The sequence below is a fragment of the Pseudomonas sp. MT3 genome (assembly GCF_054720805.1).
Genome location: NZ_JBTVPY010000007.1, coordinates 169,269 through 187,119, shown reverse-complemented (window position 1 = coordinate 187,119; position 17,851 = coordinate 169,269). Strand labels below are relative to the sequence as shown.

The window sequence follows — 17,851 nt, the reverse complement described above, 5'->3', positions numbered from 1 at the left end:
CGCGTCCGCGCGACGCGTCCCTCGTTCCCAACGGGTTCACAGGAGGTCCCTATGGATACCAGCCCGCACACGCTCGGCGCACTCTTCAAGCAACTCGGCCTGCCCAACGGGCGGCAGGACATCGATGCGTTTCTCGGCAGCCATCGGCTGGCCGCAGGCCAGGCGCTGGCGGATGCGCCGTTCTGGAGCCCGGCCCAGGCGCAGTTCCTGCGCGAGGCCCTGGCGGACGACTCGGACTGGGCCGAGGAAGTCGACGAACTGGCGGTGCGCCTGTCCGGCTGAGCCATCGCTCACTTCAGGTAGGAGCGCAGCACACCCACCACCTGCTCCAGATCCTCCTGGCGCTGCGCCGCCGTGCGGTCCTCGGCGCCCAGGTGGTCTCGCAGGTGGCCTTCCAGCACCTCGGCCATCAGGCCGTTCACCGCGCCGCGGATAGCGGCGATCTGCTGCAGGATCGCCGCACATTCGCTGCCTTGTTCCAGCGCTCGCTCCAGCGCCTCGCTCTGCCCCTTGATGCGGCGCACCCGGGTCAACAGCTTCTTCTGGTCCTTGATCGTATGTCCCACGTCAACACTCCAAAGTATACTGGGGTATAGTATCCAAGCTTCTCTTACGGACCATCATCATGCAGCACGCCACCCACTCGCAAGACGGTCGCCACGACCACCGGTTCCACGAAGACAATCCCCTGGCCGAACGCAACACCCTGCGCGCCGCGTTGCTGACCGTGGTGATGATGGTGGTGGAGATCGTCGGCGGCTGGATCTTCAACTCGATGGCGCTGCTCGCCGACGGCTGGCACATGAGCTCCCACGCCCTGGCGCTGGGCCTGGCCTTCTTCGCCTACGTGGCGGCGCGGCGCTTCAAGGGTGACGCGCGCTTTGCCTTCGGCACCTTCAAGATCGAGGTGTTGGCCAGCTATACCAGCGCCATTCTGCTGCTGGGCGTGGCCGGCCTGATGCTCTTCGAGTCGGTGGCGCGGCTGCTCTCCCCTTCGCCGATCCACTACGAGCAAGCCATCGCCATCGCCGCGCTCGGCCTGCTGGTGAACCTGGTCTGCGCCTGGCTGCTGCGCGGCGACCACCACCATGATCACGGGCACGGACACGCTCATCACCACCACGGCCATGACCATGACCTCAACCTGCGCGCCGCCTACCTGCATGTGATCGCCGACGCCGCCACCTCGGTGGCCGCCATCGTCGCGCTGATCGGTGGACGGCTGTGGGGCGCGGCCTGGCTCGACCCGCTGATGGGCATCGTCGGCGCGGTACTGGTGGCGATCTGGTCGGTCGGCCTGCTCAAGCAGAGCAGCCGGGTGCTGCTGGATGCGGAGATGAACGACCCGGTGGTGGAGGAAATCCGCGAAGTGGTCGCCGAACTGCCGCAGCCGGCACGCATCACCGACCTGCACCTGTGGCGCGTGGGCAAATCGCGCTATGCCTGCATCCTCAGCCTGGCCAGTGCCGGCGACCTGACGCCCGAGCTGGTGCGCCAGCGCCTGCAGGTACACGAGGAACTGGCGCACATCACGGTGGAGATCAACCCGGTCCACGTCTGACCGACCGGAGGTCGTGGCGGCTTTGACGACCGCCACGCCGCTGCGGCCTAATGCGCAGCCTGTCGAACCCCGGTCGCTTCCGAAGATGTCCAGTCCCCGCTTCTCCGCCGCTCAGCAACGCGCCAGCACCCTGCACCTGCCCGCCGGCCCCTGGGCGACCGTGCTGGACTGCCTGTGCGCACGCTTCCCGGCGATCAGCCGCGATACCTGGCTGGACCGCATGGCGCGCGGCAAGGTGCTGGACAGCGACGGCCAGCCCATCGGCCCCGAGCATCCCTACCGCGAAGCCCTGCGCATCCACTACTTCCGCGAAGTGCCGCAGGAAACGCCGGTGCCGTTCCAGGAATCGATCCTGTACGCCAACGAGCACCTGGTCGTGGCGGACAAGCCGCACTTCCTGCCGGTAACGCCCTCCGGCCAGTACGTCGAGCACACCCTGCTGGCCCGCCTCGCCAGGCGCCTGGACAACCCGCTGCTGGTGCCGCTGCACCGCATCGACCGGCTCACCGCCGGACTGGTGCTGCTCTCCGCCAACCCCGACAGCCGCGCCGCCTACCAGGCGCTGTTCCGCGAACGGCGCATCGACAAGATGTACGAGGCCATCGCCCCGGCGCTGCCGCAGCTGGCGTTCCCCCATGTGCGCAAATCGCGGATGGTGGATGGCGATCCCTTCATCCGAATGCAGGAAGTGGAAGGCGTGCCCAACAGCGAAACGCGCATCGAGGTGCTGGAGCAGCGCGGCGCGCTATGGCGCTACGGCCTGCATCCGCTGACCGGCAAGCGCCACCAGTTGCGCGTGCACATGTCGGCCCTCGGCGCGGCGTTGTGCTTCGATCCCCTCTACCCCACCCTGCCACCGCGTGACGAACGTCCGCCGGAGGACTACGAGAGACCGCTGAAGCTGCTGGCCCGCCAACTGGCCTTCATCGACCCGCTCACGGGCGAGCCGCGCTTCTTCCAGAGCCAGCTCGAGCTGTCCTGGCCTTCCATCAATTTCATCGATGGTCACCGTTAAGGCTATCCATTTCCGTCGATAGTGGCTCCGGTGTTTTCATAGCTCCAGCAACGGAGAGAAAGCATCAGGAGCCGAACATGAGCTACAGCGCCAAGTCCTTTTCCGCCCTCGTCAACGCCCTGCTGGCCGATGGCATCACCCGCCCCGAACAGATGGCTCGCCAGCCGTTCCGCAATGCCCAGGGCTTCTGGTCCGCGGTGGCCAGGAAATGAACCTGCTCCGGCGATTGTCGCCCGGCCTGCGGAACGATGCGGAGACCGTGGCCTACGCCCTGATCAGCGTCTGGCTGGTGTTTTCCGGCATCTGAGCGATCGGATGGGTTCGCGAGCAAGCTCGCTCCTGCAGGTGGGCCTTACTCCGGCGCTCTTCGCAGGAACGAGGGAGCACCTAGTTCTTGCGCGCGAACCCGGCTCCGGGCTTTCCCCAAGAAAGAAAAAGGGCAGCCCAGGCTGCCCTTGTCACGTCCCACGCGGCACTGCCGCGCGCCATCCTCACTTCTTCAGACACGTACTCATGAACGCCTTGCGGTCGTCGCCCTTGAGCGCCTTGGCGGTCGCGTCGGCGTTGCAGGTCTTCATCTTTGCCTGCTGAGGCGTCATCGCCTTGGCATCGCTGCCGGCCGAAAGGCACTTGCTCATGAACGCCTTGCGTTCATCGCCCTTGAGTGCCTTGGTGGTGGCATCGGCGTTACAGGTCTTCATCTTTTCCTGCTGCGCGGTCTGCGCGGCGGTGGCAGCGAAACCCTGCACCGAAAACAGAAGGGCCAGTGCAAGCAGCGGAATGCGAACGATGGTCATGGAGAGGTCTCCCAGGATGGATTGCCTTTCTCAGCGTAGCTCGCACGCCCACATTGGCGACCCGAGGGGCCAATGCTGGCACCTCGGCGCCGATCAACGTGCGGAGGCGCGGCCACCAACGTCAACCTGGCCGACGCGGTCGTCGCCGAGTTCCTCCTTGAGGAACACTGTCAGCGCCCGGGCTGCAAGCGCACCCGACTGAGCCTCTCTGCAGGGCCCGCCGTTCCTGGCCTGGCGCCGTCCGTCGGCGGTATTCGTCCGGGCGACCCCTGCGAGAGGTTATAATCCGCGCCGTTTCCGGTCGTCCCGGCGCTGTCATGGCCACCGTCTACACTGCCTCGGGCGGTGTCCAGGCGGGATGCCCACCGGCAACGACCTATCTCTGTCATCAGGACACATCGTGACCAAAGACGAACTGCGCGCGGAACTGGAGCGCCAGGAGCAACGCTACAAGGATGTGTACGGCGGCGAAGTCACACTGTATGCCGCCCAGCCGGACCCCGAACGAAAGCCGTGGCGCAAGCGCCGCAACCTGCTCGACAAGGCCTTCGACCGGGAACTGGAAAAGATCGAAGAACAACGACTGAAAAAGGAACAGGAAGCTACTTCCCTTAAACCGTAGGTCCGGGTACGAACGCTCCCGTGGCCAGCCGACCCAGCCGATTCTTTACCGTGGGAAGGTCGTCGCTACCGGGTGGGGAGGACTCCGTGGGGGAGTCCGGTACTGACCTCAAAACATTCATTCGACGGGCCGGCGGCCCGGTGTGGAAGCATTGCAAGTTTTTTCCACCCTGCCTGAAAGCGCCGTGCGACGTGGCGTCGCGCAAATTCGAGAAACCGTTTCAGGCTGAATACGGTGCTCATCGCTTCTGGCATAATCGCCGCCCCGTCTCCGACCGGTCATAGAAACTTCATGTTCGATCTCTTCAGCGGACTCGATATCTGGGTGGGTGTCAGCCTGGTGCTGGCACTGGCGTTCGTACTCGCCTTCGAGTTCATCAACGGCTTCCATGACACCGCCAACGCGGTGGCCACGGTCATCTACACCAAGGCCATGTCGCCCTACCGCGCGGTGATCCTCTCCGGCATCTTCAACTTCCTCGGCGTGTTGCTCGGCGGTGTCGGCGTCGCCTACGCCATCGTCCACCTGCTGCCGGTGGAGCTGCTGATCAACGTGAACACCGGCCACGGCCTGGTCATGGTGTTCTCGCTGCTCGCCGCCGCCATTACCTGGAACCTCGGCACCTGGTACTTCGGCATCCCCGCCTCCAGCTCGCACACCCTGATCGGCTCGATCCTCGGCGTGGGCCTGGCCAATGCACTGATCACCGACGTGCCGCTGGCCGACGGGATCAACTGGGGCAAGGCGATCGACATCGGCCTGTCGCTGATCTTCTCGCCGCTGGCCGGCTTCCTGGTCGCCGCCGCGCTGCTGATCGGCCTGAAGTGGATGTATCCGCTGTCGAAGATGCACAAGACGCCGGAAACCCGTCGCGACGTCGACGAGAAGAAGCACCCGCCGTTCTGGAACCGCCTGGTGCTGGTGATCTCGGCCATGACCGTGAGCTTCGTGCACGGCTCCAACGACGGCCAGAAAGGCATCGGCCTGATCATGCTGGTGCTGATCGGCATCGTCCCGGCCCAGTTCGTGCTCGACCTGAACAGCACCACCTACCAGATCGAGCGTACCCGCGACTCCGCCACCCACCTGCAGCAGTTCTACCAGCGCCACTCCGAGACCCTCGGCGAAATGCTGGCCCTGGGCAAGACCAGCGGCTCCGACATGCCGGACCTCTACCGCTGCGATCCGAAGCAGACCGAGGCCACCCTCAATGGCCTGCTGGGCGACCTGCGCGGCATCTCCAGCTACGCCGACCTGAGCAGCGACGCCCGCGTGCAGGTACGCCGCTACCTGCTGTGCCTGGACGACACCGCGAAGAAGGTCGGCAAGCTGGCCGAGCTGCCGTCCCGTGAGAAGGCGGACCTCGAGAAGCTGCGCAAGGACCTGACCAGCACCACCGAATACGCGCCGTTCTGGGTCATCATCGCCGTCGCCCTGGCCCTGGGCATCGGCACGATGGTCGGCTGGAAGCGCGTGGTGCTCACCGTCGGCGAGAAGATCGGCAAGCAGGGCATGAGCTATGCCCAGGGCATCAGCGCCCAGCTCACAGCCACCGCCGCCATCGGCCTGGCCAACATCTACAGCCTGCCGGTTTCCACCACCCACGTGCTGTCCTCGGGCGTGGCCGGCACGATGGTAGCCAATCGCAGCGGCCTGCAAGGCAGCACGGTCCGCAACATCGTCCTGGCCTGGGTGCTGACCCTGCCCGCGTCAATGAGCCTGGCCGCCGGTCTGTTCTGGCTCACCTCGAAGTTCGTCTGAGCCCGCCCCGGCACCCGGAAGAACGCCTGCATCCGCAGGCGTTTTTTTTTGCTCAGCCGATCGCTGGCTGCAGCGGCAGGCGCACCCTGAAGCGCGCCCCGCCCTTGTAGTTGTCCACCGACAGGCTGCCACCCATGTTGCGGATCAGGTCATGGCTCACCGACAGCCCGAGGCCGGTGCCCTTGCCGATCGGCTTGGTGGTGAAGAACGGCTCGAAGATCCGCTCCATCAGGGCCTCGTCGATACCGCCGGCGTTGTCCCGTACGTGCAGTTCGACCCATCCCGGATCGGCACAGGGCTCCTGCGACAGGCCGATCCAGCGCGCGCCCTCGCCTTCCCGACCGAGCAGCGCATCGCGCGCGTTGGCCAGCAGGTTGATCAGCACCTGCTCCAACTGATCGGAGAAACCGCAGACCGTCACTCGCTGCGCCGGTGGCCGGCATTCCAGCAGGATGCCCTGCTGCGTCAGGCCGTCCCCCATCAGCTCCAGCGTGCCCTCGCAGGCCTGGAAGGGATCGAAGGGCGACATTTCCAGTTCGGAGGTGCGGCTGAACACGCCCATGTGGCCGACCACCCGGGACAGCCGGTCGATCTGCGCATCCGCCCGCTCGATCTTCTCCGTCAGGTACCCGACATCCTCCAGGCGCTGGCGGGCGTTGTACAGCGCCATGCGCATCACGTGCAGGGGCTGCTTCATCTCATGGGTCATGCCGCTGACCATCTCGCCCAGGCTGGCCATCTTCGCACCCTGCGCCAACTGCTGCTGGGCACGGCGCACGGCGGTGTTGTCGCGCCCGACGGCCTGGACCTCCAGAAGGCGCCCGTCGGCATCCAGCAAGGGGCGATCCGCCCACACCAGCCAGAGGTTGCGCTGGCCCGGCAGGCTGAAACGCAGTTCCCAGGAATCATCGCCGGCCGCCGGCACGTCGCCACCCACCAGGCGGGCACGCAGGGCGCTGCAATCCTGGGCGGACACCCATTCGTCCAGCCGCCGCCCGAGCAGCGCCTCCACCGGCTCGTCCAGCACCTGGGCGAAGGTGTGGTTGATGAAGGTCAGGGTGAGATCCGGGGCGTAGCGGCAGATCAACGCCGGCGAGTCTTCCACCAGCACCCGGTAGCGCTCCTCGCTTTCGGCGATCTGCAGCGCCGCCAGATGCTGCTCGGTGACGTCCAGCCAGAGGCCGACCGCCTCCTGCGGCAGGCCCTGGATGTCGCGCAGCAGCTTGGCCTCGTCATACAGCCAGTGCCACTCGCCGGCACTGTCGCACAGGCGGTATTCGCTGCGGACCCGCCCCTCGCGCAGCAGCTCGCGACCACGGGCGAGGAAGATTTCCAGGTCCTCGGGGTGCACCCGTTCGGCCAGCGCCTGCCAGCTCTGCCCCTGCAGGTCGAGCCCCAGCAGGTTGCCGGCGCTCTCGCTGTAGAACTCGGGGATCAGGTGACCCTCCTCCACCCGCTGCACATAGATCACCACCGGGGCGCTATCGATCAGGTTGCGCAGCCGGGCGTGGGCCGCCAGGGCCTGTTCTTCCTGCAGCTTGCCCTCGCTGATGTCCAGCAGCACGCCATCCATCATCTGGTCGCCGGCCCGCGCCTGCATCCGACCTTGCAGGCGCAGCCAGCGGCGCGTCTGCGTGGACGCCCGGGCGCGCAGGCGCAGGTCCTGCACCAGTCGCGCGCCGGGCTGCAGGTTGCGCAGGCGCAGGCTGAGTTCATCGGCATCGGCCGGGTGCAGCATCGGCAGCAGGTCGGCCAGGGCCAGCTCGCCCTGCCCGGCGGCGAGCCCGAGGCAGGTCGCCACCGCCGGCGACAACTCGAACACTCCCTCGGCCATGCGCATCCGCCACCAGCCGCCGCCGACCATGTCCTGCAGCAGGTTCAGACGCCGGCTGCTGTCGCGCAGGCTGTGCAGCTCGGAACGTTCATGCACCAGGTTGGCGAGGATTTCCGCCAGGTACTGCCAGTCGCCGGGCTGCGGCCCTGCCCCACTGCCGCCCGGCACCGCGGGTTCGGCGAGCAACCCCGCCAGGCGGCCGCCACGGACCGGCGCCGGCACCAGGTACAGGCACTCGCAGCAGAGCATCCGCAACAGTTCGGAGGGGCCTGCAGCGGTTTCCAGCAGGTAAGCGCCGGTGGCCCGCCTCAGTTCTCCATCGGGCAGCGTCAGGCCCTCGCGCAGCAGGCTGTCGACACCCGGCTGGAGATGACAGGCGAAGACCTTCAGCACGCCCTCCACCGACTCCAGCGCCAACGCCATCGAGCGCATCTGGAACGCCCCACAGAAGGACTCCAGCACCTCGCCCACCGCGTCGTTCAGGCGCCGCTGCGAGCTATGGCGCAGGCGCGCCAGCAGCAGCTTGCTGAGGTTCAGGCATTGCAGCTTGTGCTGCTGGTTGTCGGACTGCCAGTTCAGGTCGGAAATGTCGGTGCCCAGCAACAGGCAGTGCTCGTCGGCCTGCAGGACCGCCTGGAAGCGGCACACCAGCGGCAGATCGCCGGTGCTGCGCAGCGCCAGGTCGACCCGCTCGCCGCCCCGCAGGCCGGTCAACGGCATGCTGCCGGGCACCCGGCGCTCCAGATAGTCTCCCAGTACGGGCAACGCCAGGGAGCCGCCGGCGGGCAACAGCAGCCGATGCACCTGCCGACCGCCGTGGGCCACCACGCGATCACGGCCGTCCAGCTCCAGCCAGATATCCCAGTGCGCCGCGGCCGTCGGCGGTGCCACTTCCTCGGCCGTCAGCGCCGGGCGCCGCCGCGCGGCCAGCGGGCGGTTCGGCGCGGGGGCCGGAGGCTCATCGTCCCGGGAGCCCGTCAGGGAGCGGAAGAAATCGAACATCGCGGTCCTTAGAGCAGCAGGCTGGCCCGGGCGGTCAGCACCGCCGGCAGACGCGGAATGGTGCCGATGCCCGGCAAGCTCAGCAACGGCACGATGGGCGATTCGGCATAGGGATAGCTGACGCACACCTGGATACGGGTGAAGTCCCCCTCCCTGGCCAGCGGACCGAGGTAGTCGCCGTTGAAACACCCTTGGTGCCAGTCGGTCGGCATCCATCCCAGGCGATGGTCCACTTCCTTTCTGACCGCCTCCTGCAACAGGACCTGGTAGTCCTCGGACTGGCCCGGCGGATTGACTGAAATGGCCACGCGCGCACCGGAGGCGGCGGCATCGTTGAAGGCCTGGAGCATCAAGAGTGGCACGCAATAACCGAGCAAACCGTAGAGTACCGCGAAGAACAATACGAAAACCGCGGCGAACTCGATCGCCACCGCCCCACGCTGCCCCTGGGAACTTCCGATTCCTTTCATGCGCAGCACTCCTCGAATAACTTCGATAGTTGATCGATCGCTCGGTTTTTATAATTGATCGTTCATTCAGCTTATCGGCCGCGGGAAAGATTCCTGAAGAAACTTCTGGCGGACACCGACACTTATCGATCAATACTAGATGCTGCTGGCGAAGAGACATTCCCGGTATAAGGTATTAATTCTTTGGTGTGAATAGGGATGTTCCCGATGCTGGCCAAACTCCTGCTGCTGGGCTGGTTCGCGGTGTGCGCCTACCAGGACCTGACGCGTCTGCGCGTGAGCAACCTGCTGACCCTCGGCGGCGCGCTGCTCGCCGCCGCCTTCCTGCTGGTCGAAGGCCACACGCTGACCGGCCACACACCGCAGGCCGCACTGGTTGCGACCCTCCTGGCGCTACTGCTGAGCGTACCGGGCTACCTGCTGGGCAAACTGGGCGCCGCCGACGTCAAGGCGCTGGTCGCCCTGGCCCTGGCCAGCCACCCGCAACTGCTGCTCTACGTGCTGGCACTGGCGAGCCTGATCAGCCTGGTACTGATGCTTGTCAGCAAACTCTTGATCGGTTCGGATCGGCTTCCGGCTCATTTCCAGACGAAACTGGCGCGACTGTTACCGTCAAGGTTCAAGGCATTCCCTTTTATATTTTCCCTGTTCGCCGGACTTCTGACGTACCTCTCATTTTTCCATTGAACAAATTCTTCACATGGCGCCCCTCAAACTTAACGACTATATGCTATGGGTTAATACCATCCGTCACCTGATATAAAAACCGGCTGCGGAACCTCGATGGCCGGACGATAAGAACTAAGCAATATGCCTTCAAGGAGCGTGCAGTCATGGACAAACCGGCCAATCGTCGCTTCAGCGTGATGGTTATCGACGACGAACCCCAGGTCACCGCCGAGCTTTCCGAACTTCTGGAAAACAGTGGTTACCGCTGCGTCGTCAGCGACAACAAGGACAGCGCACTGCAGAAGTTCCGCAACGACAGCTCCATCGGCCTGGTGATCTGCGACCTGGGGCTGGGACGGGACAACGGCATCCGCGTGGTCGAGGCGCTCAAGGAGATCGCCGGCAACGGGCGCTTCTTCGAAACCATCATCCTCACCGGTCAGCAGGGCAGCCAGGAAGTGATCGAGGCGATGCGCGTCGGCGTCGCCGACTATTACCAGAAGCCGGTCGCGCCAGTGGACCTGCTCAAGGGCCTGGAGCGCCTGGAAGCGCGCCTGCACGAGCGCATCCGCAGCCAGCTCAGCCTGAGCCAGGTGAACCAGCGCCTGGAGTACCTCGCCGAATCGCTCAACTCGATCTCGCGGGACATCCACAAGATCAAGTACGAGGTGCACGGTGGCGGCCAGCCCAGCGTCCTCAAGCAGGAAGCGTCCGAGGCGCCGGAAAGTTTGCCCAGCAGCGCCGAGCAGATCGCGCCGGTGGTGAACAACCCGCTGTTCAACAAGCTCTCCCCCCGCCAGCAGGCGGTGGCGCGGCTGGTCAGCAAGGGCCTGACCAACTACCAGATCGCCTACGACCTGGGCATCACGGAAAACACCGTGAAGCTCTACGTCTCCCAGGTGCTGCGCCTGATGCACATGCACAACCGCACGCAACTGGCCCTGGCACTCTCCCCCAGCGCCTCGCCCAGCAGCGCGGTGCACTGAGGGCGCGCGGACCGTCAGATCAGCAGCGCCGTGCTGCTGGTCTGGAGGTCGATGAGGCGGACATCAAGGACGCCAGTCTGAACTCCCAGCAGTTCCAATAGCGGGTCGATCAGCGATATGCCAAGTTTCGTCACTAGGTCCGCTAGGGCCTGAGTCAACAGCCCCTCCAGATCAGCGACCGAATGCAATACAGCTCCTGCCAGCGAATCGACAAGATCTCCCAGCGAACAGAGCAACCAGCCCACGAGTGGCGCCTCACACAGCAAGCCCTTGGTCCCCAGCTCCACGTCGATATCCAACTGACTGTTCAGATTGTCCAGCCCCTCTCCCAATGACGCCCCCAGCGGACTCTGAGTACGCTGGACGTCGCTGGGCAATTTGCTTGGGTCGTCAACCTCGAAATACAACGGTATCTCGCCTAGCCCGGCGACTTCAATCGGCCCATTGGGGGTCTTTGCAGTGGCGGAGGCGAGGTAGCCTGTAGGAGTCGTCAACGCCTTCACCGAGGCGTCCAGACTCAGGGTAACCACACCAGGATGAGCCTGAACCGTCACCTCAACGGGTTTGCCAATCCCACCGCACTTGATGCTGTCCAGGGCAGCATACCCCCGAGCGACACTTGCCCCCAGCGTAACATCCGCCTGCACCAGCCCAAGCCCAAGCAGATCGGATCTCGTCTTCAGCGTCAGATCAACCTGGCTGGAATACGCCTGTGTTCGCCAACTGCCATCGGAGTTTCGTCCGGGATAGCCGATGGCAATCTGCGGCGGGCTGATCACATCGAGCGAGAGCTCCTGGGTAAGCAAGCCCTTGATTGACAGTTTCTGAGCCGGAATCGTCACCGCATGGTTCTTGTTGGCCAACATCGCTGTGGCCATCAGCATGTCGAACAGATTTATATCGGCGTTGAGTGCGCTGTCGCGAACGCTGCCAGGCGCAACGACGGTGATGATCTGTTGCAGGCTCAATTGCGCGCCCGAGACAGTGATGCTGGCCAGCGCCGTGCGCAGAAGCGACGCGTCCGCCCCCGCCAACTGCGAGCCATCGGCGGCATTGACCACGGCGTTCAGCAACTGGGCAGCAGTTACGTTGGCCCCCAGCAGACTATCGATATTGCCAAGCTCCAGATTGACCCCTGCCGCCTGGAGCTGCTCGCTCAGCGCAAGCAGGGAAATGTTCGCCCCGGCAATGCCCTGATAGGTCACCAGATCCAGATTGAGATCAGTACCCAACAGGCCGCCCAATAGGGCGTTGAGCAACGCCGAGTTGCCCGAGTTCAGCGCAAGCACCCCACTTCCCGCCGAGATACCTGCCATTGCGGTGCGTCGCGCCACCGCACGGGCGCGGAGAAGAGTCTGTGCCGACGCACCACTGAAGAGGCTGGCGACATTGAGCACCAGACTCGATGGCACCATGTGCGCAGCCTGCACTTCCACGGAGTCCGCCAGTACTCCGCCCGCGGAGAACACTCGACGGGTATTGTCATTGTTGAAGCCGACAGTCCCCAAGGTGGCAACCAGCGAATCGCCGGTGCCCGGCACGAACCCGTTGGACGCTGCACTGGTCATGGCGTAGGCGTTGATCTGTCCGGTGCTCTGCGAGCCGCATAGACCGCTCTGCGCCGCCGCCTCCAGCGCCGCCATGTCCACCACCCGCTGCAACTTGCGCTGCTCGTAGTACAGGCGACCGGTGTCGATCACCAGCGCCAGGCAGACCAGCGCCAGCAGCAGCGTCCCTGCCGCCATGATGCCGATTGCGCCTCGCTGCCGTTCGCGTCCCATGCTCCGCTCCCGATGAATCAGTTCTTCCCGGTGCTGAAATCGTTGCTGTCGTCGAGCAGGTATTCGGGGATTTCGCGGGTGTAGCTCTTCAGGTAGCGCTGGTAGGCGCGGTCACGTTCGGCGGGGGTGGCGCTCTGTGGATAGGGCGAGGCGGCGCGGCCGCTGCGCTGCAGGTCCAGCCAGGTGAGCACCTCCCGCTGGTCGCCGGCGACGGTGCCCGGTTGCGCGGCGGGAGTGTCCACCGCCTGGGCCAGGGCGGGAGCGGCCAGCAGCGCGCCGGCGAGAATCCATGCGTTCATCGTCGTCCTCCTTGCCCGTGTCAACGGGCCTTGACCAGCAGCCCGGCGTCCCGCGCCGCGGCAGGGGGGTTGGCCTGCGCCAGCGGACTGGCGTCCGTCGGCGGCGTTTGCCGGCTCAGGCTCTCCGCCGGTGCCGGCGGGGAGCCCGGCGAGCGCAGCGCATCGGCACGCTCATGGGCTTCGCGCACGTCGTCGGCGGACAGGCCGACACGCTGGATCAGCCCCTCGGCCTGGGTGCTCTCGCCCTCCAGGTACATCAGGCTGAGCAGGTTGGTGGCCGGCAGCTTGCCGCCTTCACTGAGCTCCAGCGCGGTAATGAACTCGAAGCGCGCCCCGCTGCGCTCGCCACGCTCCAGCAGCACCACGCCCAGGTCATTGCGGAAGTCACTATCGGTCGGTTGCAGCCGCGCGGCTTCGCGCAACTCGCGTTCGGCCTCGATGCGGTTGCCGTTGCGCATGGCGATCAGGCCCAGGCCGTGGTGCGCCTCGCCGGCCTTGCAGGTGCCCAGCAGTGCCTGGTATTCGACCCGCGCCAGCGGGCTGCCGATACGCCGCAACGCCAGTGCCTTGCTCTCGCGCACGTCCAGCGCGTCCTGCGGCAGGGTTTCCAGGTTGGCCAGCGCGGCGTGGGCGCGGCCCTGGTCGAGCATTTCCCGCGCCAGGTTCAGTTGCAGTTCTACCGACTGCCCCAGGTGCTCGCTGCACGCCTGGCCGACCTGGCCGCCGCCCAGCGCGCCGAGGCTGGCGCAGCCGCCGAGCGTCAGGCTCAGCAGGCCGACTGCGATTGCGTTTCTCATCTCATGCCCCCCAGTGCCTTGGTAATCGCGAGGAAGCCCGGCCCGGCGAGGATGATCAGCAACGCCGGAAACAGCAGCAGCATCATCACCAGGCTCATCTTCGCCGACAGCTTGCTGACCTTCTCCTGCATGCTGGTCAAGCGGCGGTCCTCGAACAGTTGCTTGAGCGTCTGCAGCGAGCCGCGCGCGCTGCCGCCCTGGCGCACCATCTGGCGCAGCACGTTGCAGCAGTCGCTGAGTTCGCTCACCCCCAGGCGCTTGTTGAGCAGGTCGAGTTCGTCGGCCAGGTCCAGGCCGCTGTCGATGTGCGCCAGCACGGTTTCCAGCTCCTCGACCAACACCGGGACGATGCCCTGCCCTTCCTGACGCACCACGCGCAGGCTCTGTTCCACCGTCAGGCCGGAATCGAACAGAATGCGGATCAACTGGATGAACACGATCACTTCTTCGGCCAGCCGCTCGCGGCGCTTGCCGGCGAAATGGGCCAGCACGCGCTTGGGCAGGAGGAAGCCGACGCCTGCCGCGAACGCCACCGGCAGCAGTGGCGAAGCGAACAGCGGCTTGGGTGCCAGACTCGCGGCCAGCGCCAGGCCGGCCAGGAGCAGCGGGCACACCAGCAGCGCCATCAGGTAGATGCTGCGTGGCGTGTTGCCGCTCCAGCCGGCCTGCTCCAGCAACAGGCGGACCTCGTCGTCGCGCAGTTGCAGGCGCTGGGCCAGACCGCTGCCTCCCAGGCGTTCCAGCAGACCGGCCAGGTGCCGGCCACCGGAGCGCGGCAAGGGACCGCCGCCCAGGCGTTGCTCGATCAGCCGCTGCTCGCGTCCGGCGGCCCGGCTTTGCGACAGCGCCAGCAGCACCGCGGCCAGTACCAGGATCACCACCAGCAGACCGTAGGTCATGGGCATTTTCCGGCCTCCTAGACGCTCTTGAGCATGCGCCAGAGCGTGTAGCAGCCCAGCACTTGCAGTCCGAGGGATGTCAGCAGCAGCCAACGCCCGCCGCTGTCGAGCCACATGTTCATCAGGTAGCCCGGGTTGGTGACCAGGATGTAGCCTCCCAGCCCCACCGGCAGGACCGCCAGCACCAGCGCGCTGAGACGGGTCTCGCCCGTCATCGCGCGCAACTGCCGGCTGAGTTTTTCCCGCTCGTGGATGACCTTGATGATGTTTTCCAACAGGTCGGTGGTGTTGCCGCCGTAGCGGTGGTTCACCGCCACGCCGAGGGCGAACACGTGGAGCTCTTCCTGGTCATAGAGCTCCGCCACTTCCTGCAGGGCCTCGGGCAGGCTGATGCCAAGCTGCACATGGTTGGTCGCCAGGGCGAAGATCTCCCGCAGCGGGTCGTCCGACGCGCTCACCGCCTGGGCGACGGCGTCGCCCAGGGTGCGCCCCGAATGCAGGCTGCGCACCACCTGGTCGAGGAAGTTGGGCATCTGCCGGATCATCCGTTGCAGACGGCGCTGGTACAGCAGGTTGAGCAGCACATGTCCGCCAACCAGCGCCAGCGCCACCGCGCCCAGCGCTCCGGGCACGCCACCCAGGCGGGCGCCAAGCAGGCCCAGCACCAGCGCCACCGCGCCGAAGCACAACAGCCAGCGGCGCATATCGGCGACGCCCGCCCGGCGCATGCGCCGGGCCAGCCAGTGACTGCTGCGGCCGCGCCCCGCCTCCGCCGGCTGCGCGCCGCTGCCGCTCAGGCGCCGCAGCACCTGCTCGTTGTGCCGGGTGCGCCAGGCCATGACGCCGGTCAGCAGGCCGAAGAGGCCCAGCACCAGGCTGACTGCGATCAGCAGCAAGGTGCCGTTCATACCAGGACCTGCCGGAACTTCAGCCCGGATGGCTGGGCGGTGCGAACGAACTGTCCGCTGCCACGGCGATCGAGGCTGAACAAGGCGTTGGTGACGTACACTCCGTCGCGCACTTCCAGCACTTCGATGATCTCGCTGATGCAGCGCCGGCCGCTGGACAGGCGGGTGATCTGCACGATGATGTCCAGCGCCGAGCAGAGCATCTGCCGCAGCGTCTGCTCCGGCACGCGCTGGCCGGTGAGGCCGACCAGCATTTCCAGGCGCAGCAGCGAATCCATAGCGGAGTTGGCGTGCACGGTACTCATCGAACCGTCGTGGCCGGTGTTCATCGCCTGCAGCACGTCGAGCACCTCCACGCCGCGGATCTCGCCGAGGATGATGCGGTCCGGGCGCATCCGCAGGGCGTTGCGGATCAGCTCGCGGGCGGTGACCTCGCCGAACCCCTCGGCATTCGGCGGCCGGGTCTCCAGGCGCACCACATGGTTGTGGCCCAGTTGCAGCTCGGCGGTGTCCTCGATGGTGACGATGCGTTCGCGCTCGTCGATGAAGCTGCTCATCACGTTGAGCAGCGTGGTCTTGCCGGTACCGGTACCGCCGCTGATGAGAATGTTGCAGCGGTTCACCACCGCCTGGCGGAGAAACGCCAGCATGGCCTCGTCGACGCTCTGGTGACCCAGCAGGTCGGCGCTCTTGAGCAGTTCCTTGCTGAACTTGCGGATCGACAGGCAGGGCCCGTCCAGCGCTACCGGCGGAATGATCGCGTTGACCCGACTGCCGTCGGGCAGGCGCGCATCGACCATCGGGCTGGATTCGTCCAGGCGCCGCCCCAACGGCGCCAGGATGCGCTGGATCACCCGCTGTACATGGTGGTCGTCGATGAAGCGCAGGTCGCTCTGGTACAGCCGGCCTTCGTGCTCGACGAACACCCGGTCGGGGCCGTTGACCAGGATTTCCGAGATGTTCGGGTCGCGCAGGAGGATTTCCAGCGGGCCGAAGCCGGTCAGTTCGTCCACGACCTCCTCGGCGAGGCGGTCGAGCTCGTAGCGGGAAATCGCCAGTTGGCGGCGCGCGGCGTATTCGCAGACTTTTTCCGAGACGTACTGGGCCACTGCCGGGCGGGCGCCCTCCAGCAGGTTCATGCCGTCTTCGTCGATCTCGTCGATGATGTAACGGTGCAGGCGCATCTTCAGCGCTTGCAGGTCCTGGTCATGATGGCCGGACAGGCCGATGCCACCGCCGCTGCCGTAGTTCATGGGCGCGCCGCCTTCGGCCAGCCGAGCCAGGCGAAGCGTCGCGGCCGTTCGCTGACGTTCGCGCCGAGGTTGTCCGCCAGGTCGCGCAGCTTGACCGTCAGCGGGTCGCGCGGCGACAGGTCGAACAGGCTCTGGCCGATGTTCTTCGCCCGCAGGCGCGCCTCGGGCGAGGCCGGCAGCACGCCGAACAGTTCCAGGCCGAACATCTTGCCCAGGGCCGGGGCATCCGGCGGAACCGACGGCCAGTAGCGCTCGATCAGCAGTTCGATGCGCGGCAGGGCGGGACTGCGCTCGCGCAGCCGGCGCAGGCGCTCCAGGCCCTTCTTGCAGGACGGCACGCTCTGGTCCACCAGCCACAGCACGCGGTTGGCCTGCGCCAGCAGTTGCGCGCTGAGTTCGCCTTCGGCGACACCGGTGAGGTTGACCAGCACGTGGGTGAAGGCACTGCGCAGGTTGCCCAGCAGCAGGTAGAGCTCGGCGGTGGTGACCCGCTCCAGGATGCCGGGCTCGTCCGACAGGCTGAGGACGCGCAGCCCGGACTCGTGGCGGGTGAAGGCGCTGTCGATCAGGGTCTGGTCGAGCCGGCGCAGGTTGCGCATCGCATCGGCGAAACTGAACGCCGACTCCATGCCGAGAATCGCCAGGGCCTCAGCGCTGGGCTGGCCGATGTCCACCAGCAGTACGCGGTGATCCGCCTGGCGTTGCAGCGCCAGCGCCAGGTGCAGCGCCACGAACGCACCGTCGGCGTCCGGCCGGGCGCTCACCAGGCTCACCAGTTCGCCCTGTTGCGCGGCGCTCACCGGCACGCTGGGCAGGCGTCCGCCAAGACGGCGGGTCAGCCCGCTCAGTTCGCTGGCGCGGGCGCCGTAGGTGACGAAATCGCGGGCGCCGGCGCGCATGGCCGCCAGCACCAACTGGTTGTCCAGGCCATCGCCCACGGCCACCACCGAGAGCAGCGGGCGGGCCGACACCAGCCCCTCGATCAGCGAGCTCTGTGTCACCAGGTTGGCCTTGTTCAGGCTGGTGAACAGGACACTGGCCCCCGTCACATCGAGCAGCGCCAGCAACTCTTCCAGGGTTCCGCTGTTGGCCACCACCACCTGCCCGCAGTTGGCCAGGCTGTTCTGCAACCACTCCTGCTCGCCGGGATGCTGGACCAGTGCCACGAATGTCTGACTCATGCTGCCGCTCCCTTGC

At 66.2% G+C, this 17,851-nt stretch carries 19 protein-coding genes; 8 read left to right on the top strand and 11 right to left on the bottom strand.

What is annotated here, in order from left to right; all coding sequences use genetic code 11:
• The first annotated feature begins 51 nt into the window (after window positions 1-51).
• Window positions 52-282, top strand: a complete 231-nt coding sequence (locus ACYCAX_RS09790) for a DUF2789 domain-containing protein (protein ID WP_294971442.1) — start codon at window positions 52-54, stop codon at window positions 280-282.
• A gap of 8 nt (window positions 283-290) precedes the next feature.
• Here ACYCAX_RS09790 and ACYCAX_RS09785 read toward each other — a convergent pair whose 3' ends face one another.
• Window positions 291-566: a metal/formaldehyde-sensitive transcriptional repressor gene (locus ACYCAX_RS09785; protein ID WP_015475934.1), complete on the bottom strand. Its 276-nt coding sequence runs from the start codon at window positions 564-566 to the stop codon at window positions 291-293.
• A 59-nt stretch (window positions 567-625) separates the two neighbouring features.
• Between ACYCAX_RS09785 and dmeF the strand changes: the two genes are divergently transcribed.
• From dmeF to ACYCAX_RS09770, 3 genes are all read left to right on the top strand, one after another.
• Window positions 626-1,561 carry a CDF family Co(II)/Ni(II) efflux transporter DmeF gene (gene dmeF / locus ACYCAX_RS09780; RefSeq protein ID WP_460247875.1) on the top strand — a complete coding sequence of 312 codons (936 nt, stop codon included), beginning with the start codon at window positions 626-628 and terminating at the stop codon, window positions 1,559-1,561.
• An 85-nt stretch (window positions 1,562-1,646) separates the two neighbouring features.
• Window positions 1,647-2,576 carry a pseudouridine synthase gene (locus ACYCAX_RS09775; RefSeq protein WP_294971435.1) on the top strand — a complete coding sequence of 310 codons (930 nt, stop codon included), beginning with the start codon at window positions 1,647-1,649 and terminating at the stop codon, window positions 2,574-2,576.
• A 77-nt stretch (window positions 2,577-2,653) separates the two neighbouring features.
• Entirely contained in the window at window positions 2,654-2,788 is a 135-nt protein-coding gene (locus ACYCAX_RS09770) for a hypothetical protein (RefSeq protein WP_015475931.1), read from the top strand.
• Between the two features lie 279 nt (window positions 2,789-3,067).
• Here the strand turns inward: ACYCAX_RS09770 and ACYCAX_RS09765 are convergent, their stop codons facing one another.
• Window positions 3,068-3,373: a PsiF family protein gene (locus ACYCAX_RS09765; RefSeq protein WP_015475930.1), complete on the bottom strand. Its 306-nt coding sequence runs from the start codon at window positions 3,371-3,373 to the stop codon at window positions 3,068-3,070.
• Window positions 3,374-3,773: 400 nt separating this feature from the next.
• Here ACYCAX_RS09765 and ACYCAX_RS09760 point away from each other — a divergent pair, with 400 nt between their 5' ends.
• Window positions 3,774-3,995, top strand: coding sequence for a hypothetical protein (locus ACYCAX_RS09760; protein ID WP_015475929.1), 222 nt, complete (start codon window positions 3,774-3,776; stop codon window positions 3,993-3,995).
• Window positions 3,996-4,286: 291 nt separating this feature from the next.
• The gene (locus tag ACYCAX_RS09755) at window positions 4,287-5,756 is read left to right on the top strand and encodes an inorganic phosphate transporter (protein ID WP_015475928.1); all 1,470 of its coding nucleotides are present in this window, start codon (window positions 4,287-4,289) and stop codon (window positions 5,754-5,756) included.
• A gap of 52 nt (window positions 5,757-5,808) precedes the next feature.
• Here the strand turns inward: ACYCAX_RS09755 and ACYCAX_RS09750 are convergent, their stop codons facing one another.
• Both ACYCAX_RS09750 and ACYCAX_RS09745 read right to left on the bottom strand, forming a co-directional pair.
• Complete coding sequence (locus ACYCAX_RS09750; protein ID WP_460247874.1) at window positions 5,809-8,592, bottom strand: PAS domain-containing sensor histidine kinase; 2,784 nt, start codon at window positions 8,590-8,592, stop codon at window positions 5,809-5,811.
• Between the two features lie 8 nt (window positions 8,593-8,600).
• Entirely contained in the window at window positions 8,601-9,062 is a 462-nt protein-coding gene (locus ACYCAX_RS09745; RefSeq protein WP_294971424.1) for a TadE/TadG family type IV pilus assembly protein, read from the bottom strand.
• A gap of 207 nt (window positions 9,063-9,269) precedes the next feature.
• Between ACYCAX_RS09745 and ACYCAX_RS09740 the strand changes: the two genes are divergently transcribed.
• On the top strand, window positions 9,270-9,749 hold the full coding sequence (locus ACYCAX_RS09740) for a prepilin peptidase (protein WP_041711756.1): 480 nt from the start codon (window positions 9,270-9,272) through the stop codon (window positions 9,747-9,749).
• A gap of 146 nt (window positions 9,750-9,895) precedes the next feature.
• Window positions 9,896-10,717 (top strand): response regulator transcription factor, encoded by an 822-nt coding sequence (locus ACYCAX_RS09735; RefSeq protein WP_294971415.1) that lies wholly within the window; start codon window positions 9,896-9,898, stop codon window positions 10,715-10,717.
• Between the two features lie 14 nt (window positions 10,718-10,731).
• Here ACYCAX_RS09735 and ACYCAX_RS09730 read toward each other — a convergent pair whose 3' ends face one another.
• From ACYCAX_RS09730 to tadZ, 7 genes are read right to left on the bottom strand one after another with little or no spacing between them, the layout of a single operon-like run.
• Window positions 10,732-12,498 (bottom strand): pilus assembly protein TadG-related protein, encoded by a 1,767-nt coding sequence (locus ACYCAX_RS09730; RefSeq protein WP_460247873.1) that lies wholly within the window; start codon window positions 12,496-12,498, stop codon window positions 10,732-10,734.
• Between the two features lie 17 nt (window positions 12,499-12,515).
• Window positions 12,516-12,797: a DUF3613 domain-containing protein gene (locus ACYCAX_RS09725; protein ID WP_015475922.1), complete on the bottom strand. Its 282-nt coding sequence runs from the start codon at window positions 12,795-12,797 to the stop codon at window positions 12,516-12,518.
• A 20-nt stretch (window positions 12,798-12,817) separates the two neighbouring features.
• Complete coding sequence (locus ACYCAX_RS09720; RefSeq protein WP_015475921.1) at window positions 12,818-13,594, bottom strand: tetratricopeptide repeat protein; 777 nt, start codon at window positions 13,592-13,594, stop codon at window positions 12,818-12,820.
• A complete protein-coding gene (locus ACYCAX_RS09715) occupies window positions 13,591-14,499 on the bottom strand; it encodes a type II secretion system F family protein (RefSeq protein WP_367275998.1) in 909 nt (302 codons plus the stop codon). Before ACYCAX_RS09715 ends, ACYCAX_RS09720 begins: the two co-directional genes overlap by 4 nt.
• Window positions 14,500-14,510: 11 nt before the next feature.
• Entirely contained in the window at window positions 14,511-15,401 is an 891-nt protein-coding gene (locus ACYCAX_RS09710) for a type II secretion system F family protein (protein WP_015475919.1), read from the bottom strand.
• Window positions 15,398-16,654 (bottom strand): type 4b pilus Flp biogenesis ATPase TadA, encoded by a 1,257-nt coding sequence (tadA, locus tag ACYCAX_RS09705; protein WP_015475918.1) that lies wholly within the window; start codon window positions 16,652-16,654, stop codon window positions 15,398-15,400. Before tadA ends, ACYCAX_RS09710 begins: the two co-directional genes overlap by 4 nt.
• Window positions 16,651-17,835, bottom strand: a complete 1,185-nt coding sequence (tadZ, locus tag ACYCAX_RS09700) for a type 4b pilus Flp biogenesis protein TadZ (RefSeq protein ID WP_460247872.1) — start codon at window positions 17,833-17,835, stop codon at window positions 16,651-16,653. Before tadZ ends, tadA begins: the two co-directional genes overlap by 4 nt.
• Window positions 17,836-17,851 lie beyond the last annotated feature (16 nt).